At 72.7% G+C, this 16,452-nt stretch carries 19 protein-coding genes; 12 read left to right on the plus strand and 7 right to left on the minus strand.

Features of this window, described 5'->3' with window-relative positions:
- Positions 1–23: 23 nt before the first annotated feature.
- Genes BMY74_RS15255 through BMY74_RS15265 form a run of 3 tightly spaced genes read left to right on the plus strand, consistent with a single transcriptional unit; the run spans position 24 to position 2,557 of the window.
- On the plus strand, positions 24–893 hold the full coding sequence (locus BMY74_RS15255; RefSeq protein WP_089916149.1) for a helix-turn-helix transcriptional regulator: 870 nt from the start codon (positions 24–26) through the stop codon (positions 891–893).
- Positions 890–1,765, plus strand: a complete 876-nt coding sequence (locus BMY74_RS15260; RefSeq protein ID WP_089916150.1) for an aldo/keto reductase — start codon at positions 890–892, stop codon at positions 1,763–1,765. Before BMY74_RS15255 ends, BMY74_RS15260 begins: the two co-directional genes overlap by 4 nt.
- Before the next feature lie 15 nt (positions 1,766–1,780).
- Positions 1,781–2,557, plus strand: coding sequence for an alpha/beta fold hydrolase (locus tag BMY74_RS15265; protein ID WP_089916152.1), 777 nt, complete (start codon positions 1,781–1,783; stop codon positions 2,555–2,557).
- A gap of 79 nt (positions 2,558–2,636) precedes the next feature.
- On the opposite strand, the gene BMY74_RS15270 is transcribed toward BMY74_RS15265, so the two are convergent.
- The gene (locus BMY74_RS15270; protein WP_245786138.1) at positions 2,637–4,040 is read right to left on the minus strand and encodes an MFS transporter; all 1,404 of its coding nucleotides are present in this window, start codon (positions 4,038–4,040) and stop codon (positions 2,637–2,639) included.
- A gap of 192 nt (positions 4,041–4,232) precedes the next feature.
- Positions 4,233–5,273 (minus strand): aldo/keto reductase, encoded by a 1,041-nt coding sequence (locus BMY74_RS15275; RefSeq protein ID WP_089916157.1) that lies wholly within the window; start codon positions 5,271–5,273, stop codon positions 4,233–4,235.
- A 70-nt stretch (positions 5,274–5,343) separates the two neighbouring features.
- Here BMY74_RS15275 and BMY74_RS15280 point away from each other — a divergent pair, with 70 nt between their 5' ends.
- Entirely contained in the window at positions 5,344–5,880 is a 537-nt protein-coding gene (locus tag BMY74_RS15280) for a TetR/AcrR family transcriptional regulator (RefSeq protein WP_089916160.1), read from the plus strand.
- 40 nt (positions 5,881–5,920) lie between these two features.
- Positions 5,921–6,553, plus strand: coding sequence for a TIGR03086 family metal-binding protein (locus BMY74_RS15285; protein WP_245786139.1), 633 nt, complete (start codon positions 5,921–5,923; stop codon positions 6,551–6,553).
- Here the strand turns inward: BMY74_RS15285 and BMY74_RS15290 are convergent.
- Together BMY74_RS15290 and BMY74_RS15295 are read right to left on the minus strand one after the other, a co-directional pair.
- Positions 6,514–7,134, minus strand: a complete 621-nt coding sequence (locus BMY74_RS15290) for a TetR/AcrR family transcriptional regulator (RefSeq protein WP_089916163.1) — start codon at positions 7,132–7,134, stop codon at positions 6,514–6,516. The genes BMY74_RS15285 and BMY74_RS15290 overlap by 40 nt on opposite strands.
- Before the next feature lie 62 nt (positions 7,135–7,196).
- Complete coding sequence (locus tag BMY74_RS15295) at positions 7,197–8,054, minus strand: oxidoreductase (RefSeq protein WP_089916165.1); 858 nt, start codon at positions 8,052–8,054, stop codon at positions 7,197–7,199.
- A 118-nt stretch (positions 8,055–8,172) separates the two neighbouring features.
- On the opposite strand from BMY74_RS15295, the gene trpM reads away from it, so the two are divergent.
- Genes trpM through trpA form a run of 3 tightly spaced genes read left to right on the plus strand, consistent with a single transcriptional unit; the run spans position 8,173 to position 10,457 of the window.
- Positions 8,173–8,337 carry a tryptophan biosynthesis modulator TrpM gene (gene trpM, locus BMY74_RS47005; RefSeq protein WP_382430376.1) on the plus strand — a complete coding sequence of 55 codons (165 nt, stop codon included), beginning with the start codon at positions 8,173–8,175 and terminating at the stop codon, positions 8,335–8,337.
- Between the two features lie 60 nt (positions 8,338–8,397).
- Positions 8,398–9,624, plus strand: coding sequence for a tryptophan synthase subunit beta (trpB, locus tag BMY74_RS15305; RefSeq protein ID WP_089916169.1), 1,227 nt, complete (start codon positions 8,398–8,400; stop codon positions 9,622–9,624).
- An 8-nt stretch (positions 9,625–9,632) separates the two neighbouring features.
- A complete protein-coding gene (trpA, locus tag BMY74_RS15310) occupies positions 9,633–10,457 on the plus strand; it encodes a tryptophan synthase subunit alpha (RefSeq protein WP_425434838.1) in 825 nt (274 codons plus the stop codon).
- Here trpA and BMY74_RS15315 read toward each other — a convergent pair.
- Positions 10,415–11,449, minus strand: coding sequence for an acyl-CoA dehydrogenase family protein (locus tag BMY74_RS15315; protein WP_089916175.1), 1,035 nt, complete (start codon positions 11,447–11,449; stop codon positions 10,415–10,417). The genes trpA and BMY74_RS15315 overlap by 43 nt on opposite strands.
- 83 nt (positions 11,450–11,532) lie before the next feature.
- Here BMY74_RS15315 and BMY74_RS15320 point away from each other — a divergent pair, with 83 nt between their 5' ends.
- The 4 genes from BMY74_RS15320 to BMY74_RS15335 are packed head-to-tail and all read left to right on the plus strand — an operon-like array spanning position 11,533 to position 15,199.
- A complete protein-coding gene (locus tag BMY74_RS15320; RefSeq protein ID WP_089916178.1) occupies positions 11,533–12,429 on the plus strand; it encodes an AraC family transcriptional regulator in 897 nt (298 codons plus the stop codon).
- A gap of 60 nt (positions 12,430–12,489) precedes the next feature.
- Positions 12,490–13,422: a nucleoside hydrolase gene (locus tag BMY74_RS15325; protein ID WP_089916180.1), complete on the plus strand. Its 933-nt coding sequence runs from the start codon at positions 12,490–12,492 to the stop codon at positions 13,420–13,422.
- Positions 13,423–13,478: 56 nt separating this feature from the next.
- Entirely contained in the window at positions 13,479–14,063 is a 585-nt protein-coding gene (locus BMY74_RS15330; protein WP_089916182.1) for a TetR/AcrR family transcriptional regulator, read from the plus strand.
- On the plus strand, positions 14,060–15,199 hold the full coding sequence (locus BMY74_RS15335) for a GDSL-type esterase/lipase family protein (protein ID WP_089916185.1): 1,140 nt from the start codon (positions 14,060–14,062) through the stop codon (positions 15,197–15,199). Before BMY74_RS15330 ends, BMY74_RS15335 begins: the two co-directional genes overlap by 4 nt.
- Before the next feature lie 211 nt (positions 15,200–15,410).
- On the opposite strand, the gene BMY74_RS15340 is transcribed toward BMY74_RS15335, so the two are convergent.
- Entirely contained in the window at positions 15,411–16,001 is a 591-nt protein-coding gene (locus tag BMY74_RS15340; RefSeq protein WP_089916188.1) for a TetR/AcrR family transcriptional regulator, read from the minus strand.
- A gap of 97 nt (positions 16,002–16,098) precedes the next feature.
- Positions 16,099–16,254, minus strand: a complete 156-nt coding sequence (locus BMY74_RS45060) for a hypothetical protein (RefSeq protein WP_177229757.1) — start codon at positions 16,252–16,254, stop codon at positions 16,099–16,101.
- Positions 16,255–16,452: the final 198 nt, after the last annotated feature.

Consider the following 16,452-nt stretch of genomic DNA (forward strand, 5'->3'; position numbering starts at 1 on the left):
CGCCCAACGCCTACGGTGGGTTCATGAAGCGCGAGAACGACCTGGGCGACTTCCTGCGGGCCCGGCGAGACGCGGTCACCCCCGCCGCCGCGGGACTGCCGGACGACGGCCACCGCCGGGTGCCGGGCCTGCGCCGCGACGAGGTCGCTTTGCTGGCCGGGGTCAGCACCGACTACTACACGCGGCTGGAACAGGGCAGGGAACGCCGTCCGTCCGAACAGGCCCTGCGCGCGATCGCCCAGGCGCTGCGCCTGAACGAGGCCGCCGCCGAGCACCTGTACCGGCTCGGCATGCCGGCACTGACGACGGAGACCGCGGCGGTGGCCGAGGTCGGCTCGGACCTGCGGCTGCTGATGGCGAACGTCCGGGACCTGCCCGCGTTCGTGGTCGGGCCGGCGCAGGACATCCTCGCGGCCAACCCGATGGCCGAGGCGCTCTACTCCGGGTTCGCGCGTTTCGACAACCTGCTGCGGATGATCTTCCTGGACCCGTTCGCGCGCGAGTTCTACGTCGACTGGGACAAGGCCGCCGAGATCGCGGTGGGCAACCTGCGCGCGCAGTCCGCCACCTTCCCCGGCGACCGGCGCATCGAGGCCGTGCTGGGCTCGCTCAGCGCGCGCAGCCCGGCGTTCGCGTCGCTGTGGGCGCGCTACGAGATCCGTCCCCGGACGCACGAGGACAAGCGGTTCCGGCACCCCGGGGTGGGTCTGCTGCACCTGCACTTCGAGGCGCTGGCCGCGACCAGCGCGCCGGGACAGCACCTGTCCGTCTACACCGCCGAACCCGGCAGCGCCACCGAGGACGCCCTCGTGCTCCTGCGCCGGCTCGCCGAGCGGAGTGAAGTTTCGACCTTCACTGAAGTCACCGAGCAGACCGGGAGCACCGACCGATGACCGCCGGGACCTTCGAGATCGCGGGCAGGCCCGTCGCCCGCCTGGGCTTCGGCGCGATGCGGCTGACCGGCCTCGGCATCTGGGGTGAGCCCGAGGACCGGCGGGAGTGCGTCCGCGTCGTGCGCCGGGCGGTCGAGCTCGGTGTCCAGTTCATCGACACCGCCGACTCCTACGGCCCGCACGTCAGCGAGGAGATCATCCGCGAGGCGATCCACCCGTACCCCGCCGACGTCCTGATCGCGACGAAGGTGGGCCTGACCCGCAACGGGCCCGACGTCGTCGACACCCCGCGGGGCAGGGTCCGGCTGGGCCCGAAGGCGTGGCCTCCCGTGGGCAGGCCCGAGTACCTGCGCGCGCAGGTGCTGCTGAGCCTGCGGCGGCTGGGGCTCGACCAGATCGACCTGTTGCAGCTGCACCGGGTCGACCCGCAGGTCCCGCTCGAGGACCAGGTCGGCGAGCTGAAGGCGTTGCGGGACGAGGGGAAGGTCGTCGCGATCGGACTGTCGCAGGTGGACGTCGCCCAGATCGAGCGGGCCAGGGCCGTCGTCGAGATCAGCACGGTGCAGAACCGCTTCAACATCACCGAGCGCGACTCGGAGCCGGTGCTGGACCACTGCACCCGCCACGGGATCGGCTTCATCCCGTGGGCACCCGTCGCCCAGGGCGGCCTGGCGGCGGGCGACGTGGTCGACCGGATCGCGAAGGCCCACGACGCGACGCCCGCCCAGGTGGCCCTCGCGTGGCTGCTGGCCCGTTCCCCGGTGGTGCTGCCGATCCCCGGCACGTCGAAGGTGGCACACCTGGAGGAGAACCTGGCCGCCGCGCGGATCGAACTGACCGCCGCCGAGGTCGACGACCTCTCCGCGGCCTGACCCGGAGGACGAGCGTTGCTGCTCCCCCACGACGAACTCGGCAGCGGCCGACCGGTGGTGCTGCTGCACGCCCGGCCCGCCGACAGGACTATGTGGCGGCGGCACCTGCCGCTGCTCGCCGCCGCGGGTTTCCGCGCGGTCGCCCTGGACCTGCCGGGACACGGTGCCGCGGTGCTACCCGCACACCACACCGCCCCACCGGCCGACGACGTGCTGGAAACCTTGGGCCACCTCGGGATCGACCGGTTCGACATCGCGGGCAACTCACTCGGAGCGCTGGTGGCGCTGCAGATCGCGGCCGCCGCACCGGACCGGGTGCGGTCGCTCGTCGCCATCGGCTACCGCCGGCACGACCAGCCGCAGACCGACGGATTCGCCGCGGCGTTGCGACGCGAACGGGACAGGCTCGCCGCGGACGACCTCGAAGGTGCCGTGCAGGCCGGGGTGCAGGCGTGGGTGTCACCCGACGCGTCGCCGGCGGTCAAGGAGCACGCCGCGACGATGATGCGCGGCAACCTGCACCTGCGCCGGGCGCACGGAGAACCGCCCCGCGCCGACGACCCGGACCCGCGGCGGCTGCGGCCGCTGGCCGGGCGGATGCTGGTCGTGGTGGGAGCGCAGGACTTCCCGGACTTCGTCACCGGCGGCGAGGCGCTGCTCGAGGGCACCGGGGCGGGCGGCCTCGTGGTCGCGCCGGGCGCCGCGCACCTGGTGCCGCTCGACCAGCCGGAGTGGACGTGCGGGCTGCTGCAGGGTTTCCTGCGGCACAGCCAGGACTCGCGTGAGTCCTGACCGATCGGCGCAACGGTTTCTCCCGTCGCCAAGGCACGCGGGTCCGGGACTCACTCGTCCAGGACCCGCGTGCCTGCTCTCACGCCTCCGCGGGAGTGACGCGCTCGGCCCGCAGCGACAGCAGCGCGGAGACGGACAACAGCACCGCGATGATGACCGACACCGCGGCGATCGCGCGGGTCGACCCGTGCGCAGCGGCCACCGCGTAGAAGGTGCCGCCGATGACCGCGACCGACAGCGCGGCGCTGATCTGGAGGGTCGCGCTGACCAGACCGCTCGCGAGGCCCGCGAACGCGCGCGGGACGAGGGTGACCGTGATGCGGATGAGCGACGGCAGGGCGAGCCCTTGACCGAACCCGATGAGCGCCAGGGGTGCGGCGGCCCACGGGGTCTGGCCCAGCGCGGTGACGAGCCCCGCGAACGCGAGGAAGCCGATGGTCTCGAGGACCAGGCCGGCGGCGGCGATCCCCCGCGGCACGAACCGCGCGAGGTTCGGCACGACCAGCGGGCCGATCAGGAAGCCGATGCCGAGCGGCAGGATGTCGAGGCTCGCCTGCACCAGCGTGCGCCCGACGGCCTGCTCGTGTTCCGAGAACACGAGGAAGAACCCGGCGATCGAGTAGAACAGGGCGACCGACACCAGCGCGATCCGCACTCCGGGCGCGGTGACCGCCTTGGGTGGCACCAGCGGCATGACGCGAGCGCGTGAGCCGCCGGCACCGAGGGCGGATTCGTGGCGCCAGAACCGGATCAGCACGCCGGCGGCCGCGACGAGCAGCACCAGGCACCACAGGGGCCAGTCCAGGTCGGGCCCCTCGACCAGCGGGACGACGATCCCGGCGAGACCGGTGAGCAGCAGCAGGGCGCCGGTCCGGTCGAGCCGCTGCGCACCCCCGCTGTGCGGGTCGCGCAGGAAGAAGCCGCCCAGCAGGGCCAGCGCGGCGACGGGGAGGTTGACGAGGAAGATCGCCCGCCAGCCCAGGCCCCCGATGTCGGCGGTGACGAGGAGTCCGCCCAGGGACTGGCCGATGACGGCGGCGAGCCCGAAGGTCGCGCCGTGCAGGCCGAGGGCGATCCGCTGCTCACGACCGTCTAGGGCGGCACGGATGAGCGCGAGTGACTGCGGCGCCATGAGCGCGGCGGTGACGCCCTGCAGGACGCGCCCGGCCAGGAGCGTCCAGGGTCCGGTGGCCACGCCGCACAGCAGTGAGGCGAGCGCGAACCCGACCAAGCCGACGAGGAAGACCCGCCGCCGTCCGTGCAGATCTCCCAGCCGCCCACCGAGGGTGAGCATCACCGCGTACGTGGCGGCGTAGCTGGCGACGATCTGCCGGCCGAGGGTGTCCCCGCCGCCGAGGTCGTGCTGGATCGACGGGATGGCGAGGTTGACGATGAAGAAGTCCAGCGGCGGCAACAGCGTGCCGGCCAGCAGCGTGACCACTCCGGCCCACGTGCGGGCCTGCGTCCTGGTTGTCGAAGTCATTGCGCGGCCTTGCTTTCAGCGTGTGCGTCGGTGTGACGGGCGTGTGCCCGCCGCGAGGGGCCGTCCTCGTCGGCTCCGGAGTGCGTTCACCACACCCGTGCTGTGCGGGGACTGGTCATGACACCGACGGTATGGACGCTTCGACCCGCGTGGGAGGGCGCAGTGCCCCCACCCGGTGCGCCGCCGGCCGTCTCAGGCCACGGGCACCGGCGGGGCGTCGAGGAGACTCCGCTCGCCGTCGACGCCGTGGGCCAGCGCGCCCGCCACGTCCTCGTGGGGCGTGCCGAGCCGGATCGCGGCGGCCTCGTCCAGCAGCCGGTAGTGGTCGTGACCCAGGTCAACGGACAGCGCGTCGAGGTATCCCTCCAGGTGAGCCGGCGTGCGGGGGCCGACGATGGGGATCATCGAGGTCCGCGTGCGGGCGGCGCGCTGCCGCAACCAGGCCAGCGCCACCTGCACCGGGCCCGTGCCCACCTCCTCGGCGACGGCCAGGACGGCGTCGAGCACGGCGTCCCGCCGGGCGTCGTGCTCCACCCCCCTGCCGGTGAGCCGTCCCCGCTCACCGCGCCGGTACTTGCCGGTCAGCAGGCCGCCCGCCAGCGGGGAGTACAGGACGACGCCGAGCCCGTGGGCGTCCGCCATCGGGATCAGCTCCCGCTCGGCGGAGCGCTCGGCCAGGCTGTACTCGGTCTGGATGCCCACGAGCGGCGGGCCCCCGGCGAGCTCCGCCCTCACCGCGGCGCCCGCGACCCGCCAGGCGGGGAAGTTCGACAGGCCGCCGTAGCGGATCTTGCCCGCGCGGACCAGGTCCTCGAAGCCCGCCAGGATCTCCGCGATCGGCGTCACGCCGTCGGGGAAGTGCGGCATGAAGACGTCGACGTGATCCGTCTTCAAGCGCCGCAGGCTCTCCTCGATCGAGCGGATCATGGTCTTGCGGCTGTTGCCGGTGGTGCCCGGCCGGACGCGGTCCTGCCTGCTGCCGCTGTACTTCGTGATCACCACGAAGTCGTCGCGGTCGCGGCCGAGGAACTCGCCGAGCAGCGTCTCCGCCTCGCCGTTCTGGTAGATGTTCGAACTGTCGAACGTGGTGCCGCCGGCGGCGACGAAGGCCTCGAAGACCGCCTTCGCCCCGTCCACGCCCGCGGCGCCCGGCGCGGACCCGAATCCGGCCGTGCCCAGCACGTACTCCGAGACCCGCAACCCGCTGTTCCGCCCGAAGGCCTGGTAGCGCACGGAGATCCTCCTGATGACTCGCCATGGGGTACGGTCGTGACGCTACTACAAAAACGAATGGTCGTTCTTTATGCCGAAGGTCACCCAGGCCCACCTCGACGCACGCCGTCAGCAGATCATCGACGCGGCCCGCGCCCGGTTCGCGAGCCACGGCTTCGCGCGGACGTCCATGCCCGACCTCGTCGAGGCCTCAGGACTGTCCACCGGAGCGATCTACCGCTACTTCAAGAGCAAGGACGAGATCGTCGCCGCCATCTGCGAGCAGACGAGCGACACCCTGCCCGGCGAGCTCACGGCCGCCTCCGTCCTCGGCTTCCTCGAGGACGTGCGCACGGCGGCGCGGGAGCACGACCACGCCCGGCTGGTCGCCCAGATCTACGCCGAGGCCGCCGTCTCCCCCGCGCTCGCCGCCGTCGTCCGGCAGCAGCTCGACGACCTGCGCGCGGCGGTCGCCGCCCTGCTGCCCGGCCGGTCCGCGGAGGACGCGGCACGGATCGCCGAGGCGTTCGTGGCTCTGTGCAACGGTTATGCGAACCAACTGGCCGTGCGCGGCGACGTCGACCCCGGCCCGTTCGCGGCGGCCCTGACCGCCGTCATCGAGTCCTGACCTGTGTAGAGTGGTCGTTACATACAGGAGAGGACGGGCCTTGTCCGAGCACGGGAACCCGCTGAAGGTCTACGAGGAGTCGCTCCGGACGTTCGACCGGCTGGTGCACCGGATCCGCGACGACCAGTGGGACGCCTCCACGCCGTGCACCGAGTGGAGCGTGCGGGACGTGGTCAACCACCTCGTCTCCGAAGCGCTGTGGGTGCCGCACGTGCTCGCCGGCCAGACCACGGCCGCGGTGGGTGACCGCTACGACGGCGACGTGCTCGGGGACGATCCGGTCGGCGCCTGGGAACGGGCCTCCGCGGCGGCGCACGCGGCGTGGACGGTGCCCGGCGCGACGACGTGGACCGTGCACCTCTCCTTCGGGGAGACGCCCGCGGTCCACTACTGCTGGCAGATGGCGTGCGACCTGGCCCTGCACGCGTGGGACGTCGCCAGCGGGATCGGTGCGGCACAACCGATCCCCGAACCCGTCGCGGAGGTGCTGGTGAACGTGACGGCGTCCCGGCTGCGTTCCGTGCAGGGCAGCGCCATCATCGGGCCCGGTGTGCCCGTGCCGGACGACGCCCCGGCGGTCGACCGGCTGCTCGGGTTCGCCGGACGCGATCCGCGCGACGGCGTCCGCCCGGCTCAGGAGTCGAGCCCGGCCACGCGCAGCCACACGACCTGACAGGTCTCGCACGCCTCGTCGAGCGCCTCGGGGGACACCGCCGAGGCGTGGTAGAAGCTCCGCTCGACCATCCAGCACAGCGCCCGCGCGAGGGCCTGCGCCCCGTCCGGCCCCCCGTGCGCCGCGACGCCCGCCCGCACCAGGATCTTCGCGATGGCGTCGATGAAGATGTCCGCCGTCTCCTGCCACAGGGCGCTCAACTCGGGGATCGCCGGGGACTGGTCGATCGCGACGCGCATGATGAGACCGTGCTCGTGCCAGCGGTCCCTGGTGCGCCTCATGACCGTCGCGATCGCCTCCCGCGGCGCCGCCGGGTCGTCCGCCGCCGCGCGCGACTTCTCCCGCAGCGCCTCGACGGTCCTCGCGAAGAGGGCGACCAGCGCCTCCTGCTTGGAGTTGAAGTAGAAGTACATCGAGCCGCGGGAGAGCCCCGCGCGTTCCGCTATGTCCGCGGTCGTGAGCGCGTCGAAACCCTTGACCGCCAGCAGGCCCCCGAGGACTTCAAGGATCTTGAGCTCGCGCAGGTCCCCTTTGGACGGTGCGGCGGAACGACGGCGGCCCGCCCTGACCGACTCGGGCATCGCCCGTCCACCTCCGCAAGTCATCGGGCACCACCGCGGCCCCCGTCCAGGATGTCACGCGGTCAGTTCGACGCGATCTGGTGGCCGTCCGGGAAGTCCGTCGACCGGGAGAGCTCCTCCCACGCCTCGATGTCCGCGGTCACCGCCGCCCGGCCGTTCGCCACGAGCCTCAGCGCGTCCGAGCCGAGCACGAGGTGCACCGGCGGCTTCTCCGCGTCGAGCACCGCGAGCACGGCCTCGGCAGCCTTCTGGGGATTGCCCAGCTGGTTGCCGCTGGCGGCCTGCCGGGCCTCGCGGATCGGCCCGAAGAACTCGTCGTAGTCGGCGATCGACCGCTCGCTGCGGACCATCGAGCGACCTGCCCAGGCCGTGCGGAACGAGCCGGGCTCGATGATCGTCACCTTGACCCCGAGACCCGCGACCTCCTTGGCCAGCGACTCCATCATGCCCACCACCGCGTACTTGCTGCCGCAGTAGTAGGACAGGCCGGGAACGGACATCAGCCCGCCCATCGAGCTCACGGCGAAGATGTGGCCCGAACGCCGCTCGCGCATGCCGGGGAGCACCGCGTGGACGGTGGCGGCGACGCCGAACACGTTGGCCTCGAACTGCGCGCGCAGCTCGGCCATCGAGGACTCCTCGAACACGCCCTCATGGCCGTAGCCGGCGTTCGCGATCAGCACGTCGATCGGGCCGACGGTCTTCTCGACCTCTCCCACGACGGCGAAGACGGCCTCATCGTCGGTCACGTCCACCTGCCGCGCGTGGGCGCGTCCAGGGGCCAGGGCCTCGAAATCGGCCAGGTCACCGGCCCTGCGCACGGTGCCGACGACGGTGTGACCGGCCGCCAGCGCGCCCTGCGCGAAGGCCCTGCCGAGCCCGCTGCTCACCCCGGTGATCAGAAACGTTCGTGTGGTCATGCCGTGAAATCTACACCGTGCAGATAAAAATCTGCACGGTGTCGACTATCTCGCCCGTCACACCCGGCGGTGGCAACGCGCTTGCCGGAACCGCGTGGGAACGGGTAAACCTGGCACCGTGCCCCTCACCGTCCGTCTCGCCCGTGGCCGTCGGCCGCGTGGCTGCCGCGCGCCCGCACGGCGCGTGCTGGGACGCAGGGTGCGGTACGTGATCGGTTCCGAGGCGGGCCAGGTCAACGGGATGCGATGGCGTCGTGCGCCGCGCGTCGCGCGGGATCGCTGACTCCCAGACCACTCACGACACCACCCGGGACCGACGGTTCCGGGTCAGGAGCACATCGCCATGGAGCACGACTTCTTCTTCCCGGCCGCCCCGGGAAGCCTTCCCAGCGGTGACGGGTACTTCGGCGCGTTCGGCGGCCGGTTCGTCCCGCAGGCGCTCGTCGCCGCCATCGACCAGGTCGCCGCCGAGTACGAGCGGGCCAAGGCCGATCCCGCGTTCGTCGCGCGGTTCGAGGACCTCCTCGCCCACTACGTCGGCCGGCCGAGCGCCCTCACCGAGGCGCACCGCTTCGCCGAGCACGCCGGGGGCGCGCGGATCTTCCTCAAGCGCGAGGACCTCAACCACACCGGCTCGCACAAGGTGAACAACGCGCTGGGCCAGGCGCTCCTGGCCCAGCGGATGGGCAAGACCCGGGTCATCGCCGAGACCGGCGCCGGTTCGCACGGCGTCGCGACCGCCACCGCGTGCGCGCTGACCGGTCTGTCCTGCACCGTCTACATGGGAGAGACGGACATGCGGCGCCAGGCGGTCAACGTGGCGCGGATGGAACTCCTGGGCGCCGAGGTGGTCCCGGTGACGTCCGGCTCCCGCACCCTCAAGGACGCCATCAACGAGACGTTCCGCGACTGGGTGGCTCGCACCGGGGACACGCACTACCTGTTCGGCACGGTCGCCGGGCCGCACCCGTTCCCCGCCATGATCCGCGACTTCCAGCGGGTCATCGGCGTCGAGGCCCGCCGCCAGCTCCTCGAACGGACCGGGCGGCTGCCCGACGCGGCGATCGCCTGCGTCGGCGGCGGGTCCAACGCGATCGGCCTGTTCCACGCGTTCCTCGACGACCCGGTGCGCCTGATCGGGTGCGAGGCCGCCGGGCGCGGGGTCGGGAGCGGCGAGCACGCGGCGTCGCTGACGGCCGGCGAACCGGGAGTGCTGCACGGTTCCCGTTCCTACGTCCTGCAGGACGACGAGGGCCAGATCGTCGAGGCCTGGTCGATCTCGGCCGGGCTCGACTACCCCGGCGTCGGGCCGGAGCACGCGCACCTGCACACCTCCGGCCGCGCGGAGTACCGCCCGGTCACCGACGACGAGGCGATGCACGCGTTCCGGCTGCTCGCCAGGACGGAGGGCATCGTCCCCGCCATCGAGAGCGCGCACGCGCTGGCGGGCGCGCTCCAGGTCGGCACCGAACTCGGCCCGGACGCGCTCGTCCTCGTGAACCTGTCCGGCCGCGGTGACAAGGACATGGACACGGCGACCGCCCACTTCGGACTGGAGGCCGCGCGATGAGCGGAAACCTGAAGCTCCTCACGGACACGCTCGCGCGGGCACGGCAGGAGGGCCGCGCCGCGCTCGTCACCTACCTGCCGGCCGGTTTTCCCTCGGTGGACGGCGGAATCGACGCGATCCTCGCCACCGTCGACGCCGGCGCGGACGTCGTCGAGGTGGGCCTGCCGCACAGCGACCCGGTGCTGGACGGCCCGGTCATCCAGACGGCGGACGACATCGCGTTGCGCGGCGGGGTGCGGATCGCGGACGTGCTGCGCACGGTGCGGGAGGTGCACGCCGCCACGGGCACACCGGTGCTGGTGATGTCGTACTGGAACCCCGTGTCCCGCTACGGCGTCGAGCGGTTCGCGCGGGAACTCGCCGCCGCGGGCGGCGCGGGCTGCGTGCTGCCGGACCTCCCGGTGGCGGAGTCCGCGCAGTGGCGGCGGCAGGCCGCGGAGCACGACCTGGCCACCGTGTTCGTGGTAGCGCCCAGCAGCACGGACGAGCACCTCGCGGAGACGGTGGCGGCCGGGACCGGCTTCGTCTACGCGTCCGCGCTGATGGGCGTCACCGGCGCACGCGAGTCGGTGGACGAGGCCGCCGCGGTGCTGACCCGCCGGCTGCGCACGCTCACCGACCTGCCGGTCTGCGTCGGCATGGGCGTCGCGAACGCCCGGCAGGCAGCGGACGTCGCCGCGTTCGCCGACGGTGTCATCGTCGGATCCGCCTTGGTGGCAACGCTTCTGGACGGAGACCGGGACGCGCTCACCCGGCTCACCGCGGAGCTGGCCGCCGGCGTGCGGCCGGGCTACCCCGCCAGTGCCGTGCCGAGGTTCTCGACCGCCAGGTAGGGGTTGAGGTGCGGGTGCCGGCTGCCCACGGCGACGTCCCGCCAGAAGCGCTGCAGCGGGTTCGCCCGGTCGAACCCGCTCGCGCCGTGCAGGTCGAGCATCCGCTCCACGGCCGTGCGGCAGTCCTGCCCCGCCTCCGCGAGGACCTTGCGCAGGCGGGGCACGTCCGCAGGGGACAGTTCGGCGGAGTCCGCCTCGCGGGCCACCGCGAGCATGGCGTGCTCGGCGCGGTCGACGAGGTAGCCGGCCTCGGCCAGCCAGTGCCGGGCTCCCGCCGACTCCCCCATGCGCGTGTACGCGGTCATGAACGGCTTGCGGTCCGAGGCGAACATGGCGGTGACGACGTCGAGCGCTCCCCTGGCGGCGCCCACGACCGGGCCGAGGACCGTGCTGGCGAACAACATCATGTCGTTCGGGGTGAACGGCGTCGCCCCGGCGATCCGCTCGGCCGGTACCAGGACGTCGTCGGCGACGAGGGTGTGGCTGCCGGTGCCGCGCATGCCGGCCGCGGTCCAGGTCCGTTCGACGACGAGTTCGGCCGTGGGCACCAGCGCGAAGGAGAACGCGCCGTCGACCATCACCGCGAGCCCGGCCCACTCCGCGTCCTCGCAGCCGGAGACGTTCGGCCAGCGCCCGGTGACGCGCACGCCCTCCGGCACCCGCTCACCGCGGGCGCCGGGCACTCCCGACCCGCAGAAGAGCGCGTCCGGGTCGGCGAAGAACTCGGGCTTCTCGGACCGGTCGAAGACACCGCCGGCGAGCGTCTTGCTCGTCACGCAGGTGCCGGCCACCCACGCGCTGGACGGACAGGCACGCCCGAGTTCCGCCAACCGGCGCGCGATCGTTTCCACACCGGCCCACGCACCACCGTGCGCCTGCGGCGTGCGCAACGCGAACACGCCGTTCTCCCGCAACGCGGCCAGCCCTTTCGGGGCGGGCCGCTCGTTCTTCTCGACTTCTGCGGCATGCGCGCGCAGGACCTCATTGATCACCTGATCGACTCAAGCACCGTGCCCGCGGCCCGTGCCATGCGCGAACGCCACCGGTTCATACGCGCTTCACTACGATCGCCGGTGTGGACCTGATCAGCGAGGTGATCCGCACAGTCCGGGTCGGAGCCGCGCAAGCGCGCCTGATCAGGCAGGACGCCCCGGGCGTCCGGTTCCCCGCGTTCGCCGGCAGCGGGTTCCACATCGTGCTGCACGGCGTCTGCTGGCTGGTCGGCGACGGCGATCCCGTGTTCCTGCGCCCCGGTGACATCGTGCTCACGACGGCCGGCGGCGCGCACGGCCTCAGCGAGACGCCGTGCGACCTGGCGGACCTGCCGCTCATCGAGATGGGCGACCTCCCGCCGAACCCCGGCCCGGCGTCGTTCGAGTTCCTGTGCGGCAACTACCGGCTCGACCACGCCCGCACACCCCGCTACCTCCGCACGCTGCCCGGCCTCATCGCCGTGTCCCCGGACGAGGAACGCCACCCGGAGACCCGCGCGGTCATCTCCCTGCTCGCCGCGCACGTCACCAAGCCGCAACCGGGCTCGGCCGCCACCCTGCGCGCGTTGCTGGACCTGGTCCTCGTGCACGTCCTGCGCCAGTGGCACGAGCAGAACACCACCGAGACCTGGCCGGAGGTCGCCCACCCCGGCGTCGCCGCGGCACTGCGCGAGATCCACGAGAACCCGCACCACCCGTGGACCGTGGGCCGCCTCAGCGAGGCCGCCGGCATGCCCAGGGCGGCGTTCTCGCGACTCTTCACCGCCGAGGTCGGCGAGGCCCCGATGACCTACCTCACCGGGTGGCGGCTCAGCCGCGCCGCCCAGCTGCTGCGGGAGACCGACGCCTCGCTGGCGCGCATCGCGCCGCAGGTGGGGTACTCGACGGAGTTCGCGCTGTCGGCGGCGTTCCGGCGGGAGTACGGGGTGTCGCCGGGGCGGTTCCGGTCGGCTGCGGCGGGGCGGGCTGCGGACACCTGAGGCGCGCTTGGGTGAGACGACCCCGGTGGAAACGATTCCCCTCGTCTACCGTGGAGCGCCATGCCGACTCCCGTCATCCTCGACTGCGACCCCGGACACGACGACGTCTTCGCCCTCTGGCTGGCCGCGGGCACCCCGGCGATCACGCTGCTCGGCGTCACGACGGTCGGGGGAAACGGCCGCCTGGAGCACACGACGTTCAACGCGCGGGTCGCGCTGACCGTCGCCGGTGTCGAGGGTGTGCCGGTGGCCGCGGGGGCCGACAAGCCGTTGCGGCGCGAGCTCACGCCGGCGACCTGGATCCACGGCGACAACGCGCTCGGCGGTCCCGAACTGCCCGAGCCGGCGGTGCCGCTGGACGAGCGCGGGGCGATCGAGCTGATCTCGGACCTGCTGGAGGCGTCGCCGGAGCCCGTCACGCTGATCCCGACCGGGCCGCTCACCAACATCGCGATGCTGCTCGAGCAGCGGCCCGACCTTCGCGGCCGGATCAAGGAGATCATCTGGATGGGCGGCTCGACGGGGCGCGGCAACGTCGGCGCCTACCCCGAGTTCAACGCCTGGGTGGACCCCGAGGCCGCCGACCTGGTGTTCAAGTCCGCGCTGCCGCTCACGATGGTCGGCCTCAACATCTCGCACCAGGCCCTGATCACCGAGCAGGTGATCGAGTCGATCGGCGCGATCGGCAACGAGACCAGCGCGTTCGGGGTGGAGCTGCTCCGCTTCTTCTGCAGCACCTACGAGGCGGTCCAGAACATGCCCGAGGGGCCGTTGCACGACCCGATCACGGTGGCGATCGCCATCGACCGGACCGTCGCGACGGTGCGGCGCAGCCACGTCGACGTCGAGACGAAGGGCGAGTTCACGTCCGGCGCCACGGCGGTCGACCTGCACGACATGCTCGGCAAGGAGCCGAACGCCGACATCGCGATCACCTTGGATGTGCCGAAGTTCTGGCGACTGGTCCGCGAGGCCGTCGCGAACCTCAAGTGAGTCGCGCCGTCCCCTATGGACAGTAGGTTTTCGCCTACATGCTGTAGGGTGGGTTCATGCGCCCTCCATTAAGCGCCGCCATTGTGATCGCCGACGCCGCGGCCCTCGCGGACGAGGCGGGGTTCGAGAAGGTGACCCTGTCCGCCGTCGCGCGGCGTCTCGGCGTGCAGGCCCCCAGCCTCTACTCGCACGTCCGCGACCTGAAAGCGTTGCGGGACGGCATGACCGCGCTCGCACTCGGCGAGCTCGCCGATCTCGTCGCGGCGGCGATCGCCGGACGTTCGGGCCTCGACGCGTTGCGCGCGTACGCGGCGGTGTACCGGGCGTACGCGCAGGAGTCGCCAGGACGGTGGCAGTCGTTGCAGCGCCGCGCGGGCGAGGCCGTCGTGCGCTCGGACGCCGCGCGGAACATGTCCACGCAGGCGGGCGCGGTGCTCAGGGGCTACCCGGTGCCGCAGGACGAGCACGTGCACGCCGTGCGGTTGCTGGGCAGCACGATCAACGGGTTCCTGGGCCTCGAGCGCACCGGCAACTTCGACCACAGCTCCCCGGCGCCCGACGTGTCGTGGGACAGGACCGTGGTCGCTCTTGACGCACTGCTGCGGGCCTGGCCCGCGCACTCAGGAACGGACAGCTCATGATCACCACCCCCTTGACCGACGCGCTCGTGCGCGGCGCCGCCGAACTGGAGGACACCGGCCGCGGCCTGCGGCCGCACCGCCTGCCGGGCCGGGTGCGCACCCTGTTCCCCGACCCCCAGCTCATGGCAGCGGAAAGCCAGCCGTCGGGCGTGCGCGTGGTGATGACGACCGAGGCGCGCACCGTCGAGCTGGACCTCCACCCGACCCGCGTCTCGTACCGGGGCACCTCGCGCCCGCGCGGCAGCGTCGACCTCGTCGTGGACGGCACGCTGGTCGCCGGCACCCGGCTCGACGGCGGCGACCACGTGGAGATCGACCTCGCCACCGGCACCTCGGAGTTCCACGCGGGGCAGTCGACCACCGTCCGGTTCGACGGCCTCCCCGGCGGCGACAAGCTCGTCGAGATCTGGTTGCCCCACAACGAAGGCGTGGAGATCGTCGCGCTGCGCACGGACGCGCCGGTGCACCCCGTCCCGGCGGAGAAGCGGATCTGGGTGCACCACGGCAGTTCGATCAGCCACGGCTCGAACGCGACCTCGCCGACCAGGATCTGGCCCGCGGTAGCGGCCCGCCTGGGCGACGTCGAGCTGCACAACCTCGGCTTCGGCGGCAGCGCCCTGGCCGACCAGTTCGTGGCCCGCGTGATCCGCGACCGGCCGGCGGACCTGATCAGCGTGAAGCTCGGCATCAACGTGGTGAACCTGGACGCGATGCGCCTGCGCGCCTTCGTGCCCGCCGTGCACGGTTTCCTCGACACGATCCGCGACGGCCACCCGGACACGCCGCTGGTGCTGGTGTCGCCCATCTTCTGCGGCACCCACGAGGACACCCCGGGCCCCGGCGAGATGCACACCGACGCCGCCGGCACCGTCACGTTCGCGGCCTCGGGCCCGCACGGCCCGGCGCCCCAGCTGACCCTGCGGGTCATCCGCGACGCGTTGCGGTCACTGGCCGAACGGCGGGCGGACGACCCGAACCTGCACCACCTCGACGGCTTGCAGCTTTACGGCGAGCAGGACGCCGTCACGCACCCGCTGCCCGACGCGCTGCACCCGGACACGGCCACGCACGGGTTGATCGGGGAGCGGTTCGCTCGGTACGCGTTCGGGGAGGGTGGGCCGTTCGCGGCGCGGTGAGGTGAGAGAGGGCGGTGAGAGAGCCGCTTCCCGCCGCCCTTCGCGTCGCGGTGAGGGAGGGCGGTGAACGAACCGCTCGACTCCGTTGCCTTTCGCGTCGCCGCCCTTCGCGTAGCCGGCCTTCGCGGGGCGGTGAAAGGGCCGCTCACCGCAGCCCTTCGCAACACGGCGAGACAGCCACTCGTCCCCGCCGACCGCCCGCCGGCAGCCCCTAAGACGCGGCGCCCGACCGGTAGGTCAGCAGCCCTTCGACACCGGCGAGGAACGTCGCCCCCACCGCCGCCGGGTCCGTCAGGCACCCCGCCGCCATGGCCCCGTCGCGCAGCATCACGAAGTGCCGGGCGGCGGCCGCGGCCGACTTCTCCTCGATCTGCGCGAACAGGTCGGTGATGGTCTGCAGGAACCACGCGCGGTGCTCGAGGACGGCGTTCAGCACGGGGTGCGCGGGGTCGGGGAACTCCGCCGCGGCGTTGAGGAAGGCGCAGCCCCGGAAGCCGGCGGACTCGATGCCCGCGGCGATGCCCTGGGCGACGGCCCGCAGCGCCTGGTCGGCGGGCAGGCCGCTCCCGAGGGCCTGCTCGACCTGGTCGCGGTCCATCTGGGCGACGGTCTGGAGGTAGGCGACGACCAGGTCGTCCTTGCTGGCGAAGTGCCGGTACAGGGTCGCGCGGGTCACCTTGGCCTCGGCGACGATCCTGTCGATCCCGACGGAGTGGAGGCCCTCCGAGTAGAAGATCCGGGTCGCCGTGGAGAGCAGGCGCGACCGCGCTTCGGAGACCTGACCTCGAACGTTGTGCACCATTGGAGCAATGGTAGCAGATAGAACGGTCAGTCTACAGGGTTCACTCCCGCGCTGAGGCGCCCTGCCGGCCGGGTGCTCAACCGCCGTGAGCACCGTCTCAGGTCACGCCGCGGGCACCGCCGTCGCGGTGCGCCTGCAGTGTGCGGTGAGGATGACGCTGCAGGTGTGGGCCGCCGAACGCAGGCGCGTCGTCGCGGATCGGCACCACGACGGTGCTGGAGCCGAGGGTGCCCGCCACGGACTCCACGGCCACGCCTCGGTTTTGACGCGGTCGAGGTGGAGGCGGGCCAGGTCACCGATGCCCGCCTCACGCCTGGAGGCGCCGAGCGCCGGCAGCACGCTGCCCGCCGCGCTGCGGCGCGCCGGCACGTCGTCGGGAACGCCTGCGCGAGAACGCCCTGCCGCATGCCGTGCACCTTCTCGACGCACCGCACCAGTCCTCCCTCCACCA

The sequence above is a fragment of the Lentzea albida genome (genome assembly GCF_900111005.1).
GTDB lineage: Bacteria > Actinomycetota > Actinomycetes > Mycobacteriales > Pseudonocardiaceae > Lentzea > Lentzea albida.